The organism is Amycolatopsis benzoatilytica AK 16/65 (genome assembly GCF_000383915.1).
In the GTDB taxonomy this organism is placed as follows: Bacteria; Actinomycetota; Actinomycetes; order Mycobacteriales; family Pseudonocardiaceae; genus Amycolatopsis; species Amycolatopsis benzoatilytica.
The window spans coordinates 2,668,807-2,686,833 of record NZ_KB912942.1 but is presented as its reverse complement, the minus strand read 5'-3'; the positions used below and the strand labels follow the sequence as shown (position 1 = coordinate 2,686,833).

The window sequence follows — 18,027 nt, the reverse complement described above, 5'->3', positions numbered from 1 at the left end:
GCACAGTCGGGTGACACTACCCTCTCACTCAGGCACGACTACTCACGCGGCGGGTGAGTACTTCTACTCATCCGCCGCGTGCTCGCCGCCGGATTCCCGGAGTTCGGGCAATTGTGCGGTGAGCGCGTCCAAGCACTCCGCGAGCGATGCTCCGATTCGAGGTGGCACCTCGCGCGCGGTTACTGCCTGCCGCAGCTTCTCGGCCGCAGCTCCCAGGACATCACGCAGTTCAGCCTCTCGTTCCTCCGCCGATATTTCCGGCTTGTCCGACGCCATATCGTCGTGTTCCTTTCATTCGTCGCATCAATTCCGTGCGCTCGCATTTCCGCAGGTCAGCGGCTGGCTCCGGCAGCAGGGCAAGATCCGCTGGTCCGTGGGCTCAGGTGCCTGGCTCCGCCTCGCCGGACAACGCATCGGCGTCGCGGTTCTCAGCGGGAAGCCCGCGATGAAGCCGCCGAACGTGTTCGGCGATCAGGATCGCTGACTCTCTGGGGTTGCAGGCCGTGGCGGCGAGCTGGTCGATGACCGCGCCGTAGAGTTCCTGATGGTCGAGCGTGAACGAGCCGCAGAATCCGTGGGAGACGTAGGTGATCGGCCCTGCGTGGGTGTAGTAGCGGGTAAATGCCTGCTCCGCTCCACCGTTGTGGCTGGGCACGATGTTGATGGTGACGTTCGGCGTGCGTTGGGGATCGGCCAGCAGGCGCAGGAACTCCAGTTGCTGCGAGGCGAGGAGCGGATCGCCGATGGTATGCGTGATCGCTCGCTCGCCGATGAAGATAGCGACGTCTGCGTTTTCGTGAAGGTGACCCACGGCGGCCAGCGTCCGCGTGTTGAGCAGGTCCTCATTCACGGCCTCGCGAGGGAACGCGCTGAGGCGGAGCGCAGCTTCGGCATAGGCACGAGTGCGCACGATGTCCGGAATCAGGAACGGGTGCCAGTCGACAATGCTGCGCGCCATGCGGCCACATGACTCCGCAGCCGCAATGTGACGCGGTTTGCCTGCCTGGCCTAGCACGACAGCTTCGGACTCGGCCAGCCTGGCGACCTCCAAGATGCGTTGCTTCCGGTCGCCGACCACTCCGAGAGCGCCGAGGATTCCGGCGACGTCCATCATGTCGGGGCTCCGCAGGGCCGATTCCCAACTGTTGAGCTGCGCCGGGTTCACGCCGATTCGCCGGGCTAGTTCCCTCACTCCGTATTGCTTCTCTTCGCGCGCGGCGCGTATTTCTACGCCGAGGAGCGCCGACCGTGCGCGGCATCCGCCGCTGCGGTTGTGGCGTTGCTTCATTCGGCCAGCCCGTGCGCAGCGATGATCTCGCCAGTGTCAGCCCAGAGCCGATGTTCCCGGGCGACGTCGAGCGCGACGCCGATCAGGAACTCGTCGAGCCCGGTCCGCTCGGCAAGCGCCTTGACGGTGATGCCTCGCTGGATGTGGCTCAGCATGGACTCGGCGAAGATCCGGACAGTCTGGTCCTCACAGATGACCGAACCGGTGTCCGGATCTGTGTCGATCTCTGTGCCGTCGTAGCTGATCCACCAGCCCATGAGAAACCTCCGATCCACCAGGCCTTCCGCAGTCGGTGATCCAACTGGCCGGCGCCACTAGCTGCGCTGACATCAGCGTCGCAGTTAGACTGATTTCATCGAAAGGTCATGGAAGGGCCACCGCGGTGCCCCGGAGGGGCCACGGCAGGACGGGAGTGCGGGATGGGCCATGAGCAGGAGTCACGCCCTCCGCGCACTGTGCTCGAACACCTCATCCGCGAGCGGCACGAGACCTATGAAGAGTTCTCCACGTTCGCGACGAACTTCGGGAAGGACTGCGGCGAACCCGGCACGCTCAGTGCGCGGCATGTGAAGCGGCTCGCCTCCGGGCGCGGTGACGGCGGCAAGCCGTTAGGCCGACCTCAGCCCGCCACTGCGAGGCTACTGGAGAGGATCTTCGGCGTCGGAATTGACGAGTTGCTTGCCCCGCCTCGGGAATCCCGGAAGACCACCGACGACGGGGAGTTCCGGGCCTTGCTCCGGGCGTCTGCCCGCGTTGATGACACGCTGCTTGGCTTCTTGCGGGATCAGCTCAACGTCACGCGTCGGCTTGACCGGCAGTTGGGCGCGATCCTCGCGCACGATGAGGTGGTCGCGAAGATCGATCAGGTCGGCAAGCTGACGGGTCACAGCGTCATGCCGACCACACGCGAAAAGCTGGCGGCCTTGCTTTCAGAGTTGCGAACGCTCGCCGGTTGGCAGGCGCTTGACCTGGGCAATGTGTCACAAGCGTGGCAGCACTATGAGCGCGGGACGGCGGCCGCCAAGGAACCGGCGGACCCCGCGTTCGAGGCGCACACGCGGGCGGGCCAGGCGTTCGTGTTGCTGGATATAGGAGATTCGGCGGCGGCGGTCGACTTAATGGAGACCGTTCGCCGGGACGCGGACCGCAGTACGAACCGCCTGCTCAGGTCATGGCTGGCCGCCGCGCACGGCGAGGTGCTCGCCGCTGACGGCCAGCGCTCGGCGAGCCTGCGCGCGTTCGATCACGCTGCCTCGCTGCTGGTGGGCGACGACCAGCAGGACACCGGACCGTATCTCGCGTTGGACGCGGTCCACCTGGGGCGCTGGCGAGGCCACGCACTGGCCAGGATTGGTGAGCCGGAAGCGGTTGATGTGCTGACGGACGCGCTCAACCGGCTCGATCCGACGTTCGTGCGAGCGGAGACCGCGCTGCGGGTTGACCTGGCGACGGCGTTTGTCGCGATGCGGGAACACGAACAAGCCAGGGCGCACATCCGCCGCGCGCAGACCCTCGCAGCCGACATCGGTTCGGCGCGCCAGCATCGCCGCCTTGAACGTCTTAAGGCTCGCATCGAATCGCGCTAGGCTCCCGGGGTGACTGACGAGGTTGGGTCCTGGGAGACCTTCGGCGAACGGACCGTCTACGACAACAAGTGGGTGCGCCTCGGGCTGACAGACGTTCAAGCACCGAACGGGGAGCGCTGGGAGTACCACGTTGTCCATCTGGCCCCCATCGCGATCGGTCTGATTGTGAACGATCAGGACCAGGTCCTGATGCTGTGGCGCTACCGGTTCGCCACTGAGCAGTGGGGGTACGAACTGCTCGGCGGCCTGGTGGAGGACGGCGAGGACCCCGCCGAAACGGCCGCGCGTGAGATCCGCGAGGAAAGCGGCTATCAGCCAATCGGAGAGGCCGAGCACCTGATCGGCTTCGAGCCGCTGCCGGGCCAGGTGACGGCACCGACCGACGTCTATCTGTGGCGCGAGGCCGAAAAGGTCGGCGAGCCGACCGATACTGAGGAAGTCGGTCGTCTGGAGTGGGTTCCGCTGTCCAGGATTCCGGAACTGGCTCTGCGTAAGGAAATCCTTGGCGCGGGAGCGCTGGTTCCGCTGCTGTACTACATCGCGTCACGCAATGGCGGAGGCGCTGCCGGGCAAGATCAGTCCGCTGAGACGGCGTAGCTGACGGTCTGACTTGATCTGCGCGGCAAGCCGACGTGCTTGCCGCGCGTGATCGAGCGCGGCGTCTCGATCGCCAGCCGCCGCGTGAGCGAAAGCCAGGTCGACCAGCATTCCGGTTTTGGCGCGGATGAAGTCCGGCGGAAGGCGAGGCAGCGCGGCGGCAAGCTGCTGGATCGCATCCGGTTCGCCGAGCTTGCTCAACGCGTTGCCGCGCCACCGGTCAAGGTGCGCTCCGCCAAGAAAGAGGAACGGCAACGCCGGGTCCACAGGGTCAGCGGGCAGTTGCGTACCCGCTGAGTCGAACGCCCTGAGCGCGGCGTCCCGCTGCCCTGCCGCCGCAAGCCCTTCCCCGTGCGCTGCTGCCATCCATGCGCGGAGCACCGGCGGAGCCGTGCGTGCCGCAAGTGCGCGCGCTTCGGCCAGCTGGCCGACGGCCGACTCGACTTCGCCGAGGTCGATCAAGATGAATGCCTGTTGCGCCGTTGAGTGCGCGAGCAGGATCGGCGAATCAGCTTCGCGCGCGGCCGCCTTCGCGGTCTCGTGGTGCTCCCACGATTGACGGATTGCGTTGCGGTCGAGCGCTTCCCACCCGGCTAGCGCGGAAGCCTCGGTCAGCACGCCAGCCAATGCATGGCGTTGCCCGTGCGTCGTGCTGAAGGCCAGTAGGTCTTGAATCTGCTCGATGCTGCTGCGGAGCTGATCGAGCAGTGCGACGCCTCCGAACCGGCGGTCGACATGTCGAGCCTGGTCGACCTGTCGCCGGAAGATCTCGACTGTCCCGGCGTCGACCGAGCGGGCTTGGGCTAGCCGTGAGATCAGCTCGTCCGCTTCGTCGTTCGCCTCCTCTTCGGGGAAGCCGAGTTCTTCGTTGGTCCGGCCGTAGACGTCGCGGAAGAGTCGCCGGTACGGCTGGCTGACCGCTTCGCGGCCGTTCTCCCAACGCGACAACTTGGTTTTGAGGCTGGTCGCCGACATGACGGGAACAGCAAGCGTGTCGGCTCGGCGAAGAAGCATCTTGATGACGTCGTCGGCCTTGTATCCGAGGTTGCGGCGAACCGCTTGAAGCCTTGTCTCAGCCAACGGTTCCACCCCGCTGATAACCGCTTTGACCTGCGCAGTTAATTGCAGTTAATGGAGCCGCGGTTAACCTCAGCCACCTGCGAAAACGTGTCCCGGTGCCGTTTCCTTGAGGCATGAACGCAAACGGAAACGAACCGATTCGCCGGACGCAAAGGCCGTCGCCGCCCCCAGGCATGGCGCTCCTAATGCCTGTCGGGCCGACTCAGTGCGTCGGCGATGTCGCCGCGCAGCGCCGCCAGTTCGTCGGTGATGTCGGACAGCCTGCGCTCGATGACCGCCAGCCGCGCGGACACGGCGTCTTCCATGTCCTCGCGCGGTTGGCCGGGCGCCGGCGGGATGCGGCCGTGCAGCACGGCGACCAGGTGTTGCGGGTGCAGGTCGAGGGCCAGGGCCAGCGCTTCGAGCGTCCGATCGCTGCGCTTGCGCTCCACGGTGTGGTTCTGGATTTCGCGGACGATCGCCTGGGAGACCTGCGCGCGTTCGGCCAGTTCGCGTTGTTTCCAGCCGAGCTCGTGGACGCGCTCGTTGATGGCCCTCGCGACCGCCGCCCAGTCTTCCGACACCCATTCCTCCGTGGTCCGCCTCAGCGCCGACATTAGCGCTTAACGGAATCCGCGGGGTCGAGATCGACACCGCGTCGCGCGTTCGGACTATTCGCGTGCTCCGAAGCGACTAAATCAGCGTGATATTCGCGATGAAATTATCGTTCGTGACTTCAAGGGACTCAACTAATGACTAAGAACTCTCCTGACGCCGGTGGACCGGCGTTCTACTCCCTGGCCGATGCCGCGTGGATTCTCGGCGTCGACCGAGACGAGGTAAGCCGCGCAATCCGGGTCGGCACGCTCCGCGCGGAGCGTCGGCGCTCCCGGCTCGTCATCTCCGCCGCCGAACTGCGGCGCGTGCTCGACGGCGGTGCGCGATGACCGATTACGACTACGAGGAGATGGCTGCTCAGCTCGACCGGTACGCCGAAGTTCCGGACGACGTCCTGAGCGAAGTGGTAGCCCGCGACGGCCTGTGCTTCTGGGCGTTCGACCGGGCCGACTTTCCCCAGCTGTCCGGCGAAACTACGCCGGACCGGGAGCTGGCGTTCCGCATGTGTGCCGGTTGCCCGGTGATCGACGAGTGCCGGGAGCTGGACCTTCGCACTGCCGGGTCGGACGCGCTTGGCGTGTGGGGTGCATTGCCGGACACCGACCGGCGTGCCCTCTGCCCGGTGTGGCTCCACCGCCGCCAAGGCGGTGATGCGCGATGACGCTCAACCTGACGTCGACACAGATTCTCGTCGGAGCCGGTGCGCTGACGGCGCTTTTCATGGTGTGGCGGTACGGCGCGCGGAAGGCACGGCGGGCAGCGGATGCGGCTCGCGAAGGCTCCCGCGTGGTCTCGCTCGCCGGGCGTGTCCTGTTCATGGGCGCGGCGTTCATGGGCGTTCAGTGGCTGGTGATCACCCATGCGCACAACCCGGCGTTGGTGCTGGTGGTCCTCGGCGCGCCGGACCTGATCGCCGCCTACGTCCTGACCCGCGTCCTGACGGTCACGTCTCTCGACACCACGGGACGCCGCCGAGGCGGTGAGCGCCGATGAACGCTGTTGGGGCCGAATCGGTGGACCGGGTTGCGGTACAGGTGGATCGTTTGTGCTGGTCGGGTGTGTTGCTTGGGCTGGCGTTCACGATGACCAACGTCCAGCAGTTCGCCGCGCAGGGTGCGGCGGCCTGGTCGCTGCCGTGGTGCACGGCGTGGCTGCTGGACCCGATGGTGTCGGTGGTGCTGCTTGCGATCCTGCGTGCCGAGCAGGTGACCGCACGGCACGGGGTCGGCACCGGTCGGTGGGTGCGGGCGGCCAAGTGGTTCACGCTCGCGGCCACGTACGTCATGAACACGTGGGAAGCGTTCACCGCCGGGAGCCCAGCCGGGGTGGTGTTGCATTCGGTGCCGCCGCTGGTGGTGTTCGTCGCCGCCGAGGCAGTGACCGACCTGCGGGACAAGCTCGGCACTGCCATGGCCGTGTCCCGGTCGGCGGCGTTCATGAACGCCGCTCTTCAGACAAGTGCGCGCCCGGCCGCAACGGCGCCGGCCGAAGTTGAGACCGATCTTTCCGCGCCTGGTCCGGGTGGGTCGGCGGGCAAGGACTCGCAGCGTCGGCACCGCACGTCGTTCACGGAATACCTGACCGTTGCTCGGGAGGCTCGGACGCCGGAGACGGTGGTTTCCCCGGCATGGGTACGGGAGGTCACCGGCTGTTCACGCGGGCTGTCCTCCCGTCTGGCCGCCACCCTCATCACTGAGAACGGGGGCGATGCCCGATGAACGCCGCCGAGAACCCGCAGAGCACGGAGAACCGCACGGGCGAGCTAGTGCCGAAGATCTATGACGCGGAAGTCGTGTCCGACACCGGGCAGAATGCAGAGAGGGCGGAGCGGCGGCCGGTACCCGTGGTGCGTCGGGCGTTCATCGAGTGCACGGGGTACCTGATCGGCCGCGTCCGGGAGTCCGGGCGGGTCGCACGGTGGCGGGGTCTGCTCGCCTATCGCGTGCGGAAATTCCCGGTCGATGTGGCGCGGCTATTGTGGTTCTTGCTGCGCGGGCACGGCCGGTGGGTCGCGAAAGCTTGGACGGGGGCCACTTACGCGGATCTACGCAGCGACGTGCGGCAAGCCCGGATGTCGGGGGATACTCAAGCCCGCCGGGACGCGCAGGAGACCATCCGCGCAGATGCCAAAGCGCGATGGGCAAAACTCGGTATCGGGATGCGCCGGGCGTTGGTCACGGCCGCCGTGCTCACAGTGGTGCTGGTCTTGCTCGCACTGGTCGAGATGCTGGTCGATCGGGCGGACATGCCGCGCTGGCTCGTCGCGGTCTACGACGTGCGGGATTTCTGCGTGGCAGCGGTCCGGTTCACGGTCTCGTGGCTGGCAGCTCTCGGGCCGATCGGCTGGGCCGTGGCGGCAGTGTGGGAAGGACGCGACCGCACCCCCGGCGCAGCGTGGCTGACTCAGCCGGACCGGGCGGACGCCGATTCCTGGGTGGACGAACGGCTGATCTCCCGTGCCCTCGCGCATCTTGGGGTCGCACCTCTGAACGCGTTCTTCAAGAGCGGCGGGGAACTCGTCTACCTCACTGCTGCGCGCAAGGACGGGGACGGCACCTTCGCTCGCATCCGCCTGCCGCTCGGGGTGACCGCCGACATGGTCGCCGACCGCCGTCCCACGCTCGCCGCCAACCTCGGGCGCGCATCACTGGAAACCTGGCCCACCAAAGGCGATGAAGACGGAGTGCTGGATCTCTGGGTGGCCGACAAGGGCACCTTGCAAGGCGGGGCAGGCGACTGGCCGCTGTTGCACGACGGCGTAGCCGACGTGTTCATGGGCGTGCCGTTCGGGCTGACTCAGCGCGGCCTGATCGTCAACGCGCCGCTGCTCGAAGCGAACTGGCTCATCGGCGGCCGTCCGGGGCAGGGCAAGACCTCGGCGATGCGGACGCTGCTGCTCGGCGCAGCTCTGGACCCCACCGCCGAACTGTGGGTCTTCGTCATGGGCGAGAGTCCCGATTTCGAACCGCTGGCCCCGCGCCTGAGCCGCTACCGGATGGGGATGGACGACTCAGTCGCGGCCGATGCCGTGACGGCGTTGAGGGACCTCACGGAGGAGATGGAACGACGCGGCCGAACGTTGGGCTCCCAGCCGGGGCGGCCGCCGAAGGTCTCGCGCAAGCTCGCCGACCGGCCGGGGCTCGGGCTGCACCCGCTGATCCTGGCCATCGACGAGTGTCACGAACTGTTCCAGCACAAAAAATACGGGCGGCAGGCCGAAGAACTGGCCGTGCGGTTGATCAAACGCGGCCGCAAGTACGGGATCATCCTTCTTCTAGCCACGCAGTCGCCCACGAAAGACAGCATTCCCAAGGAGATCACCCGCAACGTCTCGTGCGGGGTGGCGTTCGCCGTGGCCGACCACATCGCCAATGACGGGCTGCTGGGCGCCGGCCGGTATCGGGCGGGCATCCGCGCGACCGAACTGCGGATGAAGACCGACCGGGGCACGTGTGTGGCCGTCGGAATCACCGACGAGCCGTGGGAACTGGTCCGCACCTTCTACGTGACCTTTGAGGACGGAACCGACCTGGTGACTCCGGTCGTCGCCCGCGCTATGGCCTTGCTCGCCGAACACGGGCGGCCGGTCGCCCTCACCACAGCAAAGGAGAACGAACAACCGGCACCGGCCGACCACCTAGCCGACATCGCGGAGGCGTGCGCCGGGGAGAAGCGGGTCAGGACGCAAACCGTGCTCGCCCGGCTCATCGCTCACAACCCCGACGAGTACGGCGGATGGACGTTGACCGACCTCTCGGCCGCCCTCACCCGGCACGGTCTGGCCCCGGCCAAATCCCATGGTGTCATGGTTGTACGCGCCGACGACGTGTCATCCGCGCTCGCCACGCGGGAGGACGAACAAGAGGGGGAAGAGCCCAGGGAGGGCGAGGGGAGCCGGGGAGTTCTCCCCGACCGCGGAAACACCCCGACTCCCCCCTCCGAGCAGGGAAAACGTGGCAAGGGGAGGCGCTTCGACACCTCCCGGGACGCCGCCGGAAGCCCCTCGAATCACGGCGGGGAAACCGCATGGCCGGACTCCCTCCCCACGGCTGCCGATGGTGCCTAAATCACCCGGCACCGCCGGGGCCACCCGCCGACCGACGACACCGCACAGCAGGACGAAAGGCAGCGACGATGGCCTCACCCACGAGCCTCAACCCGCCAGCAGCGGTGACACCGACGGTACCGGCGAAGATGGGGACAATGCGCAGCAGGAGAGTCCGCCGAAAACGCAGAGCAGAAACCGGCAGACCGCCGCCGCGCGACGCGCCCGGTGCGACACCCCTGACGCGGTGCCTGCGCTCCCGACGCCCGAGCAGTGGGCACAGCAACAACTGCTCAACGCCCCCGAACGATCCCGCCAATGGGCCAAGGAGGTAGCGGGAATCTACGGACTCGATCTCGCTGATTGACAATCCCCAGGAAGCGGACCAGCACATCCGCCGGACCCGCAGCCCGCGCCCGCACGGGGTGCGGGCTGCGGCTTCTGTCCCCGGAGACTCAGCGTTTCGGCCGCCGAAATCCGCCCGGTTGCGGGTACAAGCACGTAAGATCCACGCCGTAGCTCGTAACCGGGGAGGGTTGCCATGGGGTTGTTTGGGCATGCGGCGGGTGCAATCGTTCGCTTCGACGTGGCTGCCTGTCCGAATTTCGACCATTACTTGCCGAACGGTGGCAGGCGTCCGTTGGGGCGTTGCCGTACAGCCGTGCAGTTAGGCAACGTGGCGGGCGTTGCGATCGCGTTATTCGGACTAGGCACTATTGGAGTGACAGCCGGACTCGGCCTTGCCGGGGGAATTGCAGGCGGAACCGGCCTTTTATTGCTGGCTACGATGTGGTTCACGCCTGGTGTGCGGTGGGAATGGATGGCAGCCGATTCGGTGCTGCCCGGAATGTGGGTGTTGGCTCCGGCACCCAAGGCTTTCGCCGAGCCGGGCGAATTCCGGATACACGGCACCGTTCAAGTAACGCAGATCGCTGCCACTTTTGTACATCACGGCAAGGCACACTGCCGTCGAGTTGGATACGTCTCTGGAAGCCACGGCGAGTTCTTACCGTTTGAGAAGCTGGTCGTGTTCAAGCTGACTGACCCCATGGCCCGGTTCCGTAAGCCGAAGCCCGTGAAATCCCAGTTTGAGGAACTGGAGCCGCTTGTCACGGCGTTCCTCCGCATGTTATGGAAGGATCGTCCCGGCCTGTCGGCGGAAGACTGCTTGACTAAGCTGGGCAGGGCCGGATGGCCGGAAGACCTTGCCCGGCGTGCGATGGACGCTGCTGCTCGGCTGGGAATGATCGGCCTAGACGCTAAGCGATTGACCCTGACTGGTGCTGGCAAGGTGTGGCTGTTATCGAGCGAACGCAGGCGCGGCATCGAACTAATCCCGGACGCAGAGGAGCGACGACCGATGACCATCAACAACGACGGCGTTATGCAGTTCGGCGACCACAACGTGGGTTTCGTTGCTCGGGACTCGGGCACCGCGAGCAACGTTCACCACTCGACCGAGGGCGTATCAAAACCGGAACTTGCTGCGTTGCGCCAACTGCTCGGAGTTCTCCGGCAGCCGGAGTTGCGAGCGCAACTCAACGAACACGCGCTCGTTACCGTGGAACGAGAGACCGAGACGATCGCCACGGCCGTTGAACAGAACGCGCCGGTCACGGACGCAGTGCGCAGAGCTGTGACAGTGATCTTGGGCGTGGCCAGTCAGCTGATCATAGGCGCGGCGGGAAACGGGCTCTACGACGCGCTCAAGCAAATGGTGTGACGGTTCACGGCCCCGTCTCTGGCGTACGAAAGGCGGCCCCATGCTCTGAGGGGGAGGGGAGCATGGGGCCGCCTACTTCTGTCTAGCACTTCACGCGTCATCGCGGAAGATCGGCGTGATCTGGTCCGGGTGGAACCGGCCGCCCTTGTTCGCAGGTCCGATGACCACGGCTACCAAGCTTTTCGCGATCGCGGCCTGTTTCTGCTCGATCGTGAAGTCCGGCTTGTCCCACTCTTTCCGCAGGTTCGCGACCACAGCGCGGCGCGAGTCACGCCGTCGCTCGTACCTGCGCGCCTCGCGCCGCAGCTCTGCAACCTGCGCTTCCATCCGCGCCAGGCTCGGGAAGTACCGCTCCGCCGAGTAGCGACCCGCTTCATACTCGCGCGTGGATTCGGCAATCCTGTCCTCCGCGTCATCCAGTTCCTTCTGTTTCGGCCATGGGGGCAGGTCCTCGAATTTCCGAGACTGGATCTTCTCGTGCTCGGCCAGCACCAACGCAGTCACGTACGCATCCACCGGTTCGGCGCTGCGCGCGATGCCCGCGCACCCGCCCTGTCCTTTCGTCGGGCACCGGTAGATCTCCACAAGCTCCTTGGTGCGTTGGTCTCGGCGCGATGAACCGATCATGCGCGCGTTGCACTTGCCGCATCGCACGAACGGCGACAGGAGATGGTTCGTGCGATAGCCCCGGCCCTTGCCTCCGAGCCGGGAATGCGACTCCGGTCCGGACGGCCCCCACGCGCGCACCACTTCCGCGTGCTCGTCATCAGTAAGAATCGGCTCCCACCTGCCGCGAACGGGTTTCCCTTGTTCGTCTTTCACGACCTCGCCGCGATACACAGCCTGGCCGCACATACGCGGCCGGAGAAACATGTTGCGGACCGTCCCTGCGCGCCACGGTACACCTGTCACCGTAGGAATTCGACGCTTGTTCCACTCGTTCGCCAGCGTCAACGGCGAAACTCCTGCGCGAATGCGCGGAAGCTCCCGCCGGATGTGCGCGGCTTCCCGCTTGTTGATCGTGACCCGGTCCTTTCGCCATCCGAACGGCCGCATCCGACCACCGTTGTGCTGGCCTCGCGCTGCCGCGCGCCGCTTCCCGTCCGACACGCGCCGCGAGGTATTCCGCGACTCGGTGTTGCGCTGATTCACCAGACCCCGCGCAGCCGAAATACCCGCGTCCGTGGAAAGATCGATGTTCCCGGTCATGCTCGCGACGTAAATGCCGTACAGCTCGACCGCGTCGATCAAGTCTTCCAGAATGCGCGGATCGCGGGTCAGCCGGTCGATGTCGACCCCGGCCAACGCGTTGGCCTCGCCACGCCGCAATGCCGTCATGGTGGCTTCCCAGTCCGGACGCACCACCCGGTATCCGTACGTGCCGTCCGGCAGCATGACCCGCCGCCGCTTGAACGAGGACACGTTCGATTCCGGCACCTCGCGCTCAACGCGCCCGCCGATCCCGGCAACGAACTCCCGCAGGTCGCCGAGCTGATAGTTGACCTGCTCGTCGCCCTCCGCGCCTGCCTCCCGCGACTCGCGGGCCAGCAGCACCCAAACCAGTTGGTCAGGGTCGCGCTCGATCAGCGTCCGGCCCCGCTCACGACGTGGTTGCGAAACACCCATGGCATCCAGTGTGCACTAGAACATCCACAGCTACAGTCACGAAATACCGCAGCAGCCGCGACGACACATCCAGCACCTGGCCACGGTACTCGTGATGCCTGCCAGGAATCACCATGGGTCTTGGCTCGTACCCAGGTCCCCGCGCAAGGCTGGTGCCATGAACACGCACGCGAATCCGTGGCCGGGGCTCGGCGCGGTCGTTCTCGGTCTCGTCGCGGCCATGACGCCGGTGTTCACCGTCGCGTCGCTGGCCACCCCGGTCGAACACGAACTGCACCTCAGCGGAGTCGGTTTCGGCTTGTTGCTGAGCGGCTTCTACGCGTTGACCGCCTTGGGCTCGCCGGTCGCCCGGCGCGTCGCCGGCCGGTTCCCGGTGCCGATCCTGCTGCTGACGATGTGCGCGGTGTCGGTGGTGGCGCTGGTACTCGCTACTCGCGGCGTCGTCGGGCTCGCGATCGCCCTGCTGCTCGCCGGTGCGGGCAACACACTGACCCAACCAGCCGCCGCGCGGTACATCGCGGCGCGGATCCCGGATCACCGGCTGTCGGTCGCGACCGGCCTGACCGGTGCCGCGCTCGGTGCCGCACCGCTGCTGCCGGGCCTGCTGGCCGGACTGGTCGCGGAACCCTACGGCTGGCGCGCCGCGCTGATTGTGGCGATCGTCGTACCGGTTGCCGCTGCGGCCGTTTCGCCGCTGGCCAAGGCAGGCATCGCCGCGCCGGTTGCCGCCGAAGCGGCTGCGCCACGGAAGGTGGGGCGAGGCTTGGTCTGGTGGACCGTCGGCGCGGCACTGGCGACGATCGGTTCGAACGCGGTGGCGTCGTTCTTCGTGCAGCTCGGCACGACCGCGCACCTGTCGCCGGCACTGGCCGGGACGATGCTCTCGGTTTCGAGCGCGCTGGCGATCGCGGTTCGGGTGGCAGCCGGGATCCGCGCCGACCGTGCGCCGCGGCGCAACCCGCGGGCAGTGGCCGTGATGATGGCGAGTGGCGCGCTCGGTCTGGTGCTGATCTCGCTGGGGCACCCGGTCACGTTCGTCCTCGGCGCGGCGCTCGCGGTAGCCGGTGGATGGGGCTGGACCGGCCTGCTGCTGACCGCGGTCATGCGAGTGCTGCCCGGCCAGGCCGCCCGAGCGGGCGCGACGGTCCAGTTAGGACTGTTCGGCGGCGCGGCGGTGGCTCCGCTGGCGTTTGGTGCGCTGTCGGCGGCGGTCGGCGTGGCGGTTTCGGTGCTGGTGATCGCCGGGGTGACCTTGCTGGGCGCACTGGCGGTGGAGCGGGGGACTGCGACGTTGTTCCGGAAACCGGGCGGGCGAACGCCCGTCGCGGTGCCGGTCCCGCAGGGTTGCGCTGGGCGATGAGCGGGGTGTTGCCCCAGTCGGGCGCGGGGCAGACAATGAGCCGCGACCAGGGGAGGTGGACGGGACATGACCGCGACAGCGCATTTCTGGCCGCACGGCTGGGCGGAATGGGTGACGGTCGGCGCCGCATTCACCGTAGTCGGCCCGCTGGCCGTGCTGTTGTTCCGGTGGATCGGGACGCCGCAGCTGTTCGTCGACCCTGCGCACCACCATTACCTCAAGCTCCTCGAATGGGAACGCGACAGGGTCCTCGGTGTGGCCAAAGGGACCGGGGCCAGTGCGGCGGGGTTCCTTGCCGTGTTCGCCATGGCGATGCTGAAGCAGGAGATCAAGGCCGACGTGTCCGGGTTCTCGCTGCTGGGCTGTCTCTCCGGAGCGGTGGGTTTGCTGGTCTTCGCCGCCCGGATGAACGCCGGCACCCGGATCCCGGCCGCCCCGAAACGGCGCCGCAAGGCGAAAGCGGAAGAGCAGGCCACGAGCGCATGAACGTGACGCAGGTGCTCTATGCGATCCTCGGCGGCAGCGGGTTCGCCCTGCTCGGCGGCGCGCTGGTGTTCCCGTTCTTCGGAGGGAGCTTCGGCGGTCGACGAGGCGGCGGGCTGACCATCCCGCCTTCGCCCCCGCCGCAAGGGACCGAGACCGAACCGCCCGAGGCCCCCGACAGCGACGACCGCGAGCTTGTCGAGCAGCACGAGCACATGCAGCATCTGCTCGCGGAGAAACAAGAACTCAAGGAACTGGCATAGCCGCTGGCCTCCGCCCCGCGCCCCCTGCAGCCGGGGCGGAGGCCAGCAGTCTGGGGTTACCGGCCGCGGACCCGGGCGGCCAGTGCGGCGACTCGCGAGCGGCGCGGGCGGACCGCGACCCGGCCGGAGGTGATGTCCTCCAGCAGCGTCGCCACGGTTTCCCGGGCGCAGGTCCGGTTCGCGCCGATCCCGCCGGACGGGCCGCGCTTGATCCAGCCGACCACGTACGTTCCGGCCCGGCCCTCGACCCGGCCGGCGGAGTGCGGCACGGTTCCGGAAGCGTCGTCGAACGGCAAGCCGGGCACCGGGCGGCCTCGATAGCCCACTGCCCGCACGACCTGGCCGGCGGCGATCTCGACCGGCTCCCCGGGGCCGGAGACGCGCAGCCCGCGCACCTGCCGGTCGCCGGTGACCGACAGCGGCGCGGAGTGGAAGCGCAGGACGATCCGGCGGGTGCCGTCGGCCGGAGGGGCAGTCCAGTCGACCGTTTCCTGGGCAAGGCCTCGCAGCAGCGCGGCTTTGCCCGTGCCGGCGGCGATCGCCTCGGCGGTGCGCGGGTCGTCGGCGTCGACCACCAGTGGGACGCCGGCGCGCTGGGACAGCGCGATCAGCTCGGGCGAGGTGTAGGCGGCATCCTCCGGACCGCGCCGGGCCAGCAGGACTACCTCGCGGACCTTGCTGGAGCGCAACTGTTCCAGCGCGTGCGGGGCGATCGTGGTTCCGGCCAGGTCGTCCGGATCGGCGGTGAGGATGCGGGCGACGTCGAGGGCGACGTTGCCGGTGCCCACGAGCACGACTCGTTCCGCGGACAGGTCGATCGCGTGCGCGGAGACGTCCGGGTGGCCGTTGTACCAGGCGACGACGGTGGTCGCGGCGAGGCTGCCGGGCAGGTCTTCGCCCTCGACGCCCAGGCTGCGCGCGGCGGACGCGCCGACGGCGTAGATCACCGCGTCGTGCCGGGCGGCCAGTTCGTCCACGGTGACGTGACGGCCGACTTCCACGCCCAGCTTCAGGCGCAGCCGCGGGTGGTTGTGGAATCGCTCGAACGCTTCGCCGATCCGTTTGGTGTCCGGGTGGTCCGGGGCGACGCCGTAGCGCACGAGACCGCCCGCGACCGGCAGCCGGTCGATGAGCGTGACGCGCGCGTTGGTGTGCAGCAACAGGTCTTCCACCGCGTACATGCCAGCCGGGCCGGTGCCGACCACGGCGATGTCCGCGGGCGCGAAGTCGCTCGGGATGTCCCGGTCGAAGGCCGGCGGACCCCACCGGTGGAAGTTCGGCGCCGGGTTCGCGGCGGCCGGCTCGCGGTCTGCGTAGAAATCCGCGTTGATCCCGGCGTACACCTTCAGCGAATCGGTGAGCAGGTCGACCGGGAAGATCGCGTCGACCGGGCAGGCGTCAGCACAGGCGCCGCAGTCGATGCAGGACTTCGGGTCCACGTAAAGCATCTCGGTGGTGCCGAAGTCCGGCTCGTCGGGCGTCGGGTGGATGCAGTTGACCGGGCAGACCGACACGCAGGTCGCGTCGTTGCAGCAGGTCTGAGTGATCGCGAAGGCCATGTCAGATCAGGTTCGCTCGCTTGTAGAACACCAGTGCCGGCTTGGTCAGCAGCCCGCACGAGCCGAGGAACTCCATCAGCCCGGCACAGCTCGACCGCATCATCGACTTGTGGTGCTCGTTGGCCTTCGCCTCGCGCAGCGCGCGCTCGGAGTCGAGCCCGGCGTGCTGGTACACGTCGCGGTTGACCATGCTGCTGACGATGAAGTACGACGCGATGGCGATCACCAGCGCGTTGATGTGGCGGCGGACGAAACCGGCGCCCTCCAACTGCTTACGCGTCTCGTCGCGGGCGAACTTCATGTGCCGCGACTCTTCGACCACGTGGATGTTGTTGATGGTCCGGACGAACGGGACCACGCGCTCGTCGCGCATCCAGTCGCGCTGCATCACATCGAGGACCTCTTCGGCCACCAGAATCGCCGCGTACGCCGCTTCGCCGCTGGCAGTGGCCTTGAAGACCCGGCCGAGTTCGACGGCGAGCTTGCGCGGACGGTACGGGGGAGCGCCGAGCTTCGCGGCGCCGCGGGCGAACATGATCGAGTGCCGGCATTCGTCGGCGATCTCGGTCAGCGCCCACTGGAACGCCGGGTCGGTCGGGTCCTTCGCGTAGAAATCGCGCAGCACCATCTGCTGGAGGATCATCTCGAACCAGATGCCGGTGCTCGCCACCGACGCCGCCTCCTGGCGGGTCAGTTCCTTCTGCTGCTCCGGGGTCATCTCGGCCCAGTAACGGGTGCCGTAGAGCGTGCTCCACTCCGGGCTGGCCCCGTGGAAGTCCTTGTCCAGCGGGGTTTCCCAGTCCACTTCGGTGGCCGGGTCGTAGGAGAGCGTCGCGGAGGAATCGAGCAGCCGCTGCGCGGTCTCGTGCCGGCCGGACGGGGCTGCTTCCGGTGCGTGCTGCACGTCGGCGGTCATCTTCGGTCCTCCCGGATCCACATCGATTAGGCGTTACCGCGATTCACTGTTACCTAAGGTAACACCTAATCGGCCGTATCGCGAGAGGTGGGAGCGAACCGCGTGTCGCGCCGCTGACGATGACGCGCTGACCTGCGAAGATGCCCGGGTGACCGGTCGCTCGGAAATCCTGCGTACCGCCCGGCTCCGGCTGACCACGTGGCTTCCGGAGGACCTCGACGACCTCGCCGCGCTGCACGCCGACGAGGCGGTGATGCGGCAGATGGCGAGCGGACCGCAGGACCGCACCGCGACGCGGGTCCGGCTGGCGGAGTTCATCGCCGAGCACCGTCAGCGGGGCTGGTCGAAGTGGCGAGTAGCGGGCGAAGGCGGATTCCTCGGGCGCGCCGGATTCGGGGTCGCGCACCGCACCGGGCACCGGGAGCTCGGCTATGTCCTGGCCCGCACGGCGTGGGGCAAGGGGTTGGCGACGGAACTGGCTCGGGCATTGCGGCGATGGCACGAGGAACATCCAGAGCCCGGTCTGGCGGCCGAACTGCGCGCGTACGTGCTGCCCGGGAACCCGGCCAGCTCAAGGGTGCTGGAAAAGGCCGGGTTCCGGGCCGTCGGGGAGACCGACGGTCAGCTGGTGTTCACCTCCGGCGGGACGGGCAGGTAGCGGTCCGGCGGAGACCATGCCCGCGATCGCCGCAGTCAGCGGGTCCGCCGCGGACAGCCCGTTCGACAGCCGCCCCGGGCCGCCGCGAGATCGACCGCGGCGAACGGTTGCAGCGGGCGCAGGCGGCCCGCGCCGTCCCGTCCGCGCCCACGCGGTTCCTCACCGGGCAGGACGACGTGCTGGTCCCCGGCGTCGAGCAGCTCGTGCGCAGCGGTGTTCGGCTTCCTGGGAGCGGTCCGAGCCACT

The 18,027-nt window shown here is 67.7% G+C and carries 20 protein-coding genes; 12 read left to right on the top strand and 8 right to left on the bottom strand.

The window, feature by feature from the left end:
- Positions 1-63: 63 nt before the first annotated feature.
- From AMYBE_RS0112335 to AMYBE_RS0112325, 3 genes are all read right to left on the bottom strand, one after another.
- Entirely contained in the window at positions 64-276 is a 213-nt protein-coding gene (locus AMYBE_RS0112335) for a hypothetical protein (RefSeq protein ID WP_020659686.1), read from the bottom strand.
- Between the two features lie 103 nt (positions 277-379).
- Complete coding sequence (locus AMYBE_RS0112330) at positions 380-1,288, bottom strand: Scr1 family TA system antitoxin-like transcriptional regulator (RefSeq protein ID WP_084469970.1); 909 nt, start codon at positions 1,286-1,288, stop codon at positions 380-382.
- Positions 1,285-1,545: a hypothetical protein gene (locus AMYBE_RS0112325; protein ID WP_020659684.1), complete on the bottom strand. Its 261-nt coding sequence runs from the start codon at positions 1,543-1,545 to the stop codon at positions 1,285-1,287. Before AMYBE_RS0112325 ends, AMYBE_RS0112330 begins: the two co-directional genes overlap by 4 nt.
- A 162-nt stretch (positions 1,546-1,707) precedes the next feature.
- On the opposite strand from AMYBE_RS0112325, the gene AMYBE_RS0112320 reads away from it, so the two are divergent.
- Together AMYBE_RS0112320 and AMYBE_RS0112315 are read left to right on the top strand one after the other, a co-directional pair.
- Positions 1,708-2,874 (top strand): NsdA family TPR-like regulatory protein, encoded by a 1,167-nt coding sequence (locus tag AMYBE_RS0112320; RefSeq protein WP_034286952.1) that lies wholly within the window; start codon positions 1,708-1,710, stop codon positions 2,872-2,874.
- 9 nt (positions 2,875-2,883) lie between these two features.
- Positions 2,884-3,471, top strand: a complete 588-nt coding sequence (locus AMYBE_RS0112315; protein WP_020659682.1) for an NUDIX hydrolase — start codon at positions 2,884-2,886, stop codon at positions 3,469-3,471.
- Here AMYBE_RS0112315 and AMYBE_RS0112310 read toward each other — a convergent pair.
- Entirely contained in the window at positions 3,418-4,551 is a 1,134-nt protein-coding gene (locus AMYBE_RS0112310; protein WP_027927596.1) for an NsdA family TPR-like regulatory protein, read from the bottom strand. The genes AMYBE_RS0112315 and AMYBE_RS0112310 overlap by 54 nt on opposite strands.
- A 182-nt stretch (positions 4,552-4,733) precedes the next feature.
- Positions 4,734-5,114: a helix-turn-helix domain-containing protein gene (locus AMYBE_RS0112305; RefSeq protein WP_027927595.1), complete on the bottom strand. Its 381-nt coding sequence runs from the start codon at positions 5,112-5,114 to the stop codon at positions 4,734-4,736.
- Positions 5,115-5,282: 168 nt separating this feature from the next.
- Between AMYBE_RS0112305 and AMYBE_RS0112300 the strand changes: the two genes are divergently transcribed.
- The 6 genes from AMYBE_RS0112300 (at position 5,283) to AMYBE_RS44820 (ending at position 10,916) form a co-directional block, all read left to right on the top strand.
- A complete protein-coding gene (locus AMYBE_RS0112300; RefSeq protein ID WP_020659679.1) occupies positions 5,283-5,477 on the top strand; it encodes a MerR family transcriptional regulator in 195 nt (64 codons plus the stop codon).
- Positions 5,474-5,809: a WhiB family transcriptional regulator gene (locus AMYBE_RS0112295; RefSeq protein WP_020659678.1), complete on the top strand. Its 336-nt coding sequence runs from the start codon at positions 5,474-5,476 to the stop codon at positions 5,807-5,809. The genes AMYBE_RS0112300 and AMYBE_RS0112295 overlap by 4 nt, the downstream gene beginning before the upstream one ends.
- Positions 5,806-6,141, top strand: coding sequence for a hypothetical protein (locus AMYBE_RS0112290; protein WP_020659677.1), 336 nt, complete (start codon positions 5,806-5,808; stop codon positions 6,139-6,141). Before AMYBE_RS0112295 ends, AMYBE_RS0112290 begins: the two co-directional genes overlap by 4 nt.
- Entirely contained in the window at positions 6,138-6,866 is a 729-nt protein-coding gene (locus tag AMYBE_RS41555) for a hypothetical protein (protein ID WP_051124683.1), read from the top strand. Before AMYBE_RS0112290 ends, AMYBE_RS41555 begins: the two co-directional genes overlap by 4 nt.
- Entirely contained in the window at positions 6,863-9,214 is a 2,352-nt protein-coding gene (locus AMYBE_RS0112280) for a hypothetical protein (RefSeq protein ID WP_020659675.1), read from the top strand. Before AMYBE_RS41555 ends, AMYBE_RS0112280 begins: the two co-directional genes overlap by 4 nt.
- A 520-nt stretch (positions 9,215-9,734) precedes the next feature.
- Positions 9,735-10,916 (top strand): hypothetical protein, encoded by a 1,182-nt coding sequence (locus AMYBE_RS44820; protein WP_154676178.1) that lies wholly within the window; start codon positions 9,735-9,737, stop codon positions 10,914-10,916.
- Between the two features lie 90 nt (positions 10,917-11,006).
- On the opposite strand, the gene AMYBE_RS43345 is transcribed toward AMYBE_RS44820, so the two are convergent.
- Positions 11,007-12,542 carry a recombinase family protein gene (locus AMYBE_RS43345; protein ID WP_020659673.1) on the bottom strand — a complete coding sequence of 512 codons (1,536 nt, stop codon included), beginning with the start codon at positions 12,540-12,542 and terminating at the stop codon, positions 11,007-11,009.
- A gap of 157 nt (positions 12,543-12,699) precedes the next feature.
- Here AMYBE_RS43345 and AMYBE_RS0112265 point away from each other — a divergent pair, with 157 nt between their 5' ends.
- The 3 genes from AMYBE_RS0112265 (at position 12,700) to AMYBE_RS0112255 (ending at position 14,648) form a co-directional block, all read left to right on the top strand.
- Positions 12,700-13,902, top strand: a complete 1,203-nt coding sequence (locus AMYBE_RS0112265) for an MFS transporter (RefSeq protein ID WP_020659672.1) — start codon at positions 12,700-12,702, stop codon at positions 13,900-13,902.
- A gap of 66 nt (positions 13,903-13,968) precedes the next feature.
- A complete protein-coding gene (locus AMYBE_RS0112260; RefSeq protein ID WP_020659671.1) occupies positions 13,969-14,388 on the top strand; it encodes a hypothetical protein in 420 nt (139 codons plus the stop codon).
- Complete coding sequence (locus tag AMYBE_RS0112255; protein WP_020659670.1) at positions 14,385-14,648, top strand: hypothetical protein; 264 nt, start codon at positions 14,385-14,387, stop codon at positions 14,646-14,648. Before AMYBE_RS0112260 ends, AMYBE_RS0112255 begins: the two co-directional genes overlap by 4 nt.
- A gap of 56 nt (positions 14,649-14,704) precedes the next feature.
- On the opposite strand, the gene AMYBE_RS0112250 is transcribed toward AMYBE_RS0112255, so the two are convergent.
- Together AMYBE_RS0112250 and AMYBE_RS0112245 are read right to left on the bottom strand one after the other, a co-directional pair.
- Positions 14,705-16,207: an FAD-dependent oxidoreductase gene (locus tag AMYBE_RS0112250; protein ID WP_020659669.1), complete on the bottom strand. Its 1,503-nt coding sequence runs from the start codon at positions 16,205-16,207 to the stop codon at positions 14,705-14,707.
- A gap of 1 nt (position 16,208) precedes the next feature.
- The gene (locus AMYBE_RS0112245) at positions 16,209-17,123 is read right to left on the bottom strand and encodes an AurF N-oxygenase family protein (RefSeq protein ID WP_020659668.1); all 915 of its coding nucleotides are present in this window, start codon (positions 17,121-17,123) and stop codon (positions 16,209-16,211) included.
- Between the two features lie 148 nt (positions 17,124-17,271).
- On the opposite strand from AMYBE_RS0112245, the gene AMYBE_RS0112240 reads away from it, so the two are divergent.
- Positions 17,272-17,781 carry a GNAT family N-acetyltransferase gene (locus tag AMYBE_RS0112240; RefSeq protein ID WP_020659667.1) on the top strand — a complete coding sequence of 170 codons (510 nt, stop codon included), beginning with the start codon at positions 17,272-17,274 and terminating at the stop codon, positions 17,779-17,781.
- Positions 17,782-18,027 lie beyond the last annotated feature (246 nt).

Bases quoted from the DNA above. Each gene is read 5' to 3' on its own strand.
- AMYBE_RS0112330 (WP_084469970.1), bottom strand. From the start codon at position 1,288: ATGAAGCAACGCCACAACCGCAGCGGCGGATGCCGCGCACGGTCGGCG.
- AMYBE_RS41555 (WP_051124683.1), top strand. From the start codon at position 6,138: ATGAACGCTGTTGGGGCCGAATCGGTGGACCGGGTTGCGGTACAGGTG.
- AMYBE_RS0112295 (WP_020659678.1), top strand. From the start codon at position 5,474: ATGACCGATTACGACTACGAGGAGATGGCTGCTCAGCTCGACCGGTAC.
- AMYBE_RS44820 (WP_154676178.1), top strand. From the start codon at position 9,735: ATGGGGTTGTTTGGGCATGCGGCGGGTGCAATCGTTCGCTTCGACGTG.
- AMYBE_RS0112320 (WP_034286952.1), top strand. From the start codon at position 1,708: ATGGGCCATGAGCAGGAGTCACGCCCTCCGCGCACTGTGCTCGAACAC.
- AMYBE_RS0112325 (WP_020659684.1), bottom strand. From the start codon at position 1,545: ATGGGCTGGTGGATCAGCTACGACGGCACAGAGATCGACACAGATCCG.
- AMYBE_RS0112245 (WP_020659668.1), bottom strand. From the start codon at position 17,123: ATGACCGCCGACGTGCAGCACGCACCGGAAGCAGCCCCGTCCGGCCGG.
- AMYBE_RS0112255 (WP_020659670.1), top strand. From the start codon at position 14,385: ATGAACGTGACGCAGGTGCTCTATGCGATCCTCGGCGGCAGCGGGTTC.
- AMYBE_RS43345 (WP_020659673.1), bottom strand. From the start codon at position 12,542: ATGGGTGTTTCGCAACCACGTCGTGAGCGGGGCCGGACGCTGATCGAG.
- AMYBE_RS0112265 (WP_020659672.1), top strand. From the start codon at position 12,700: ATGAACACGCACGCGAATCCGTGGCCGGGGCTCGGCGCGGTCGTTCTC.
- AMYBE_RS0112250 (WP_020659669.1), bottom strand. From the start codon at position 16,207: ATGGCCTTCGCGATCACTCAGACCTGCTGCAACGACGCGACCTGCGTG.
- AMYBE_RS0112290 (WP_020659677.1), top strand. From the start codon at position 5,806: ATGACGCTCAACCTGACGTCGACACAGATTCTCGTCGGAGCCGGTGCG.
- AMYBE_RS0112260 (WP_020659671.1), top strand. From the start codon at position 13,969: ATGACCGCGACAGCGCATTTCTGGCCGCACGGCTGGGCGGAATGGGTG.
- AMYBE_RS0112280 (WP_020659675.1), top strand. From the start codon at position 6,863: ATGAACGCCGCCGAGAACCCGCAGAGCACGGAGAACCGCACGGGCGAG.
- AMYBE_RS0112335 (WP_020659686.1), bottom strand. From the start codon at position 276: ATGGCGTCGGACAAGCCGGAAATATCGGCGGAGGAACGAGAGGCTGAA.
- AMYBE_RS0112300 (WP_020659679.1), top strand. From the start codon at position 5,283: ATGACTAAGAACTCTCCTGACGCCGGTGGACCGGCGTTCTACTCCCTG.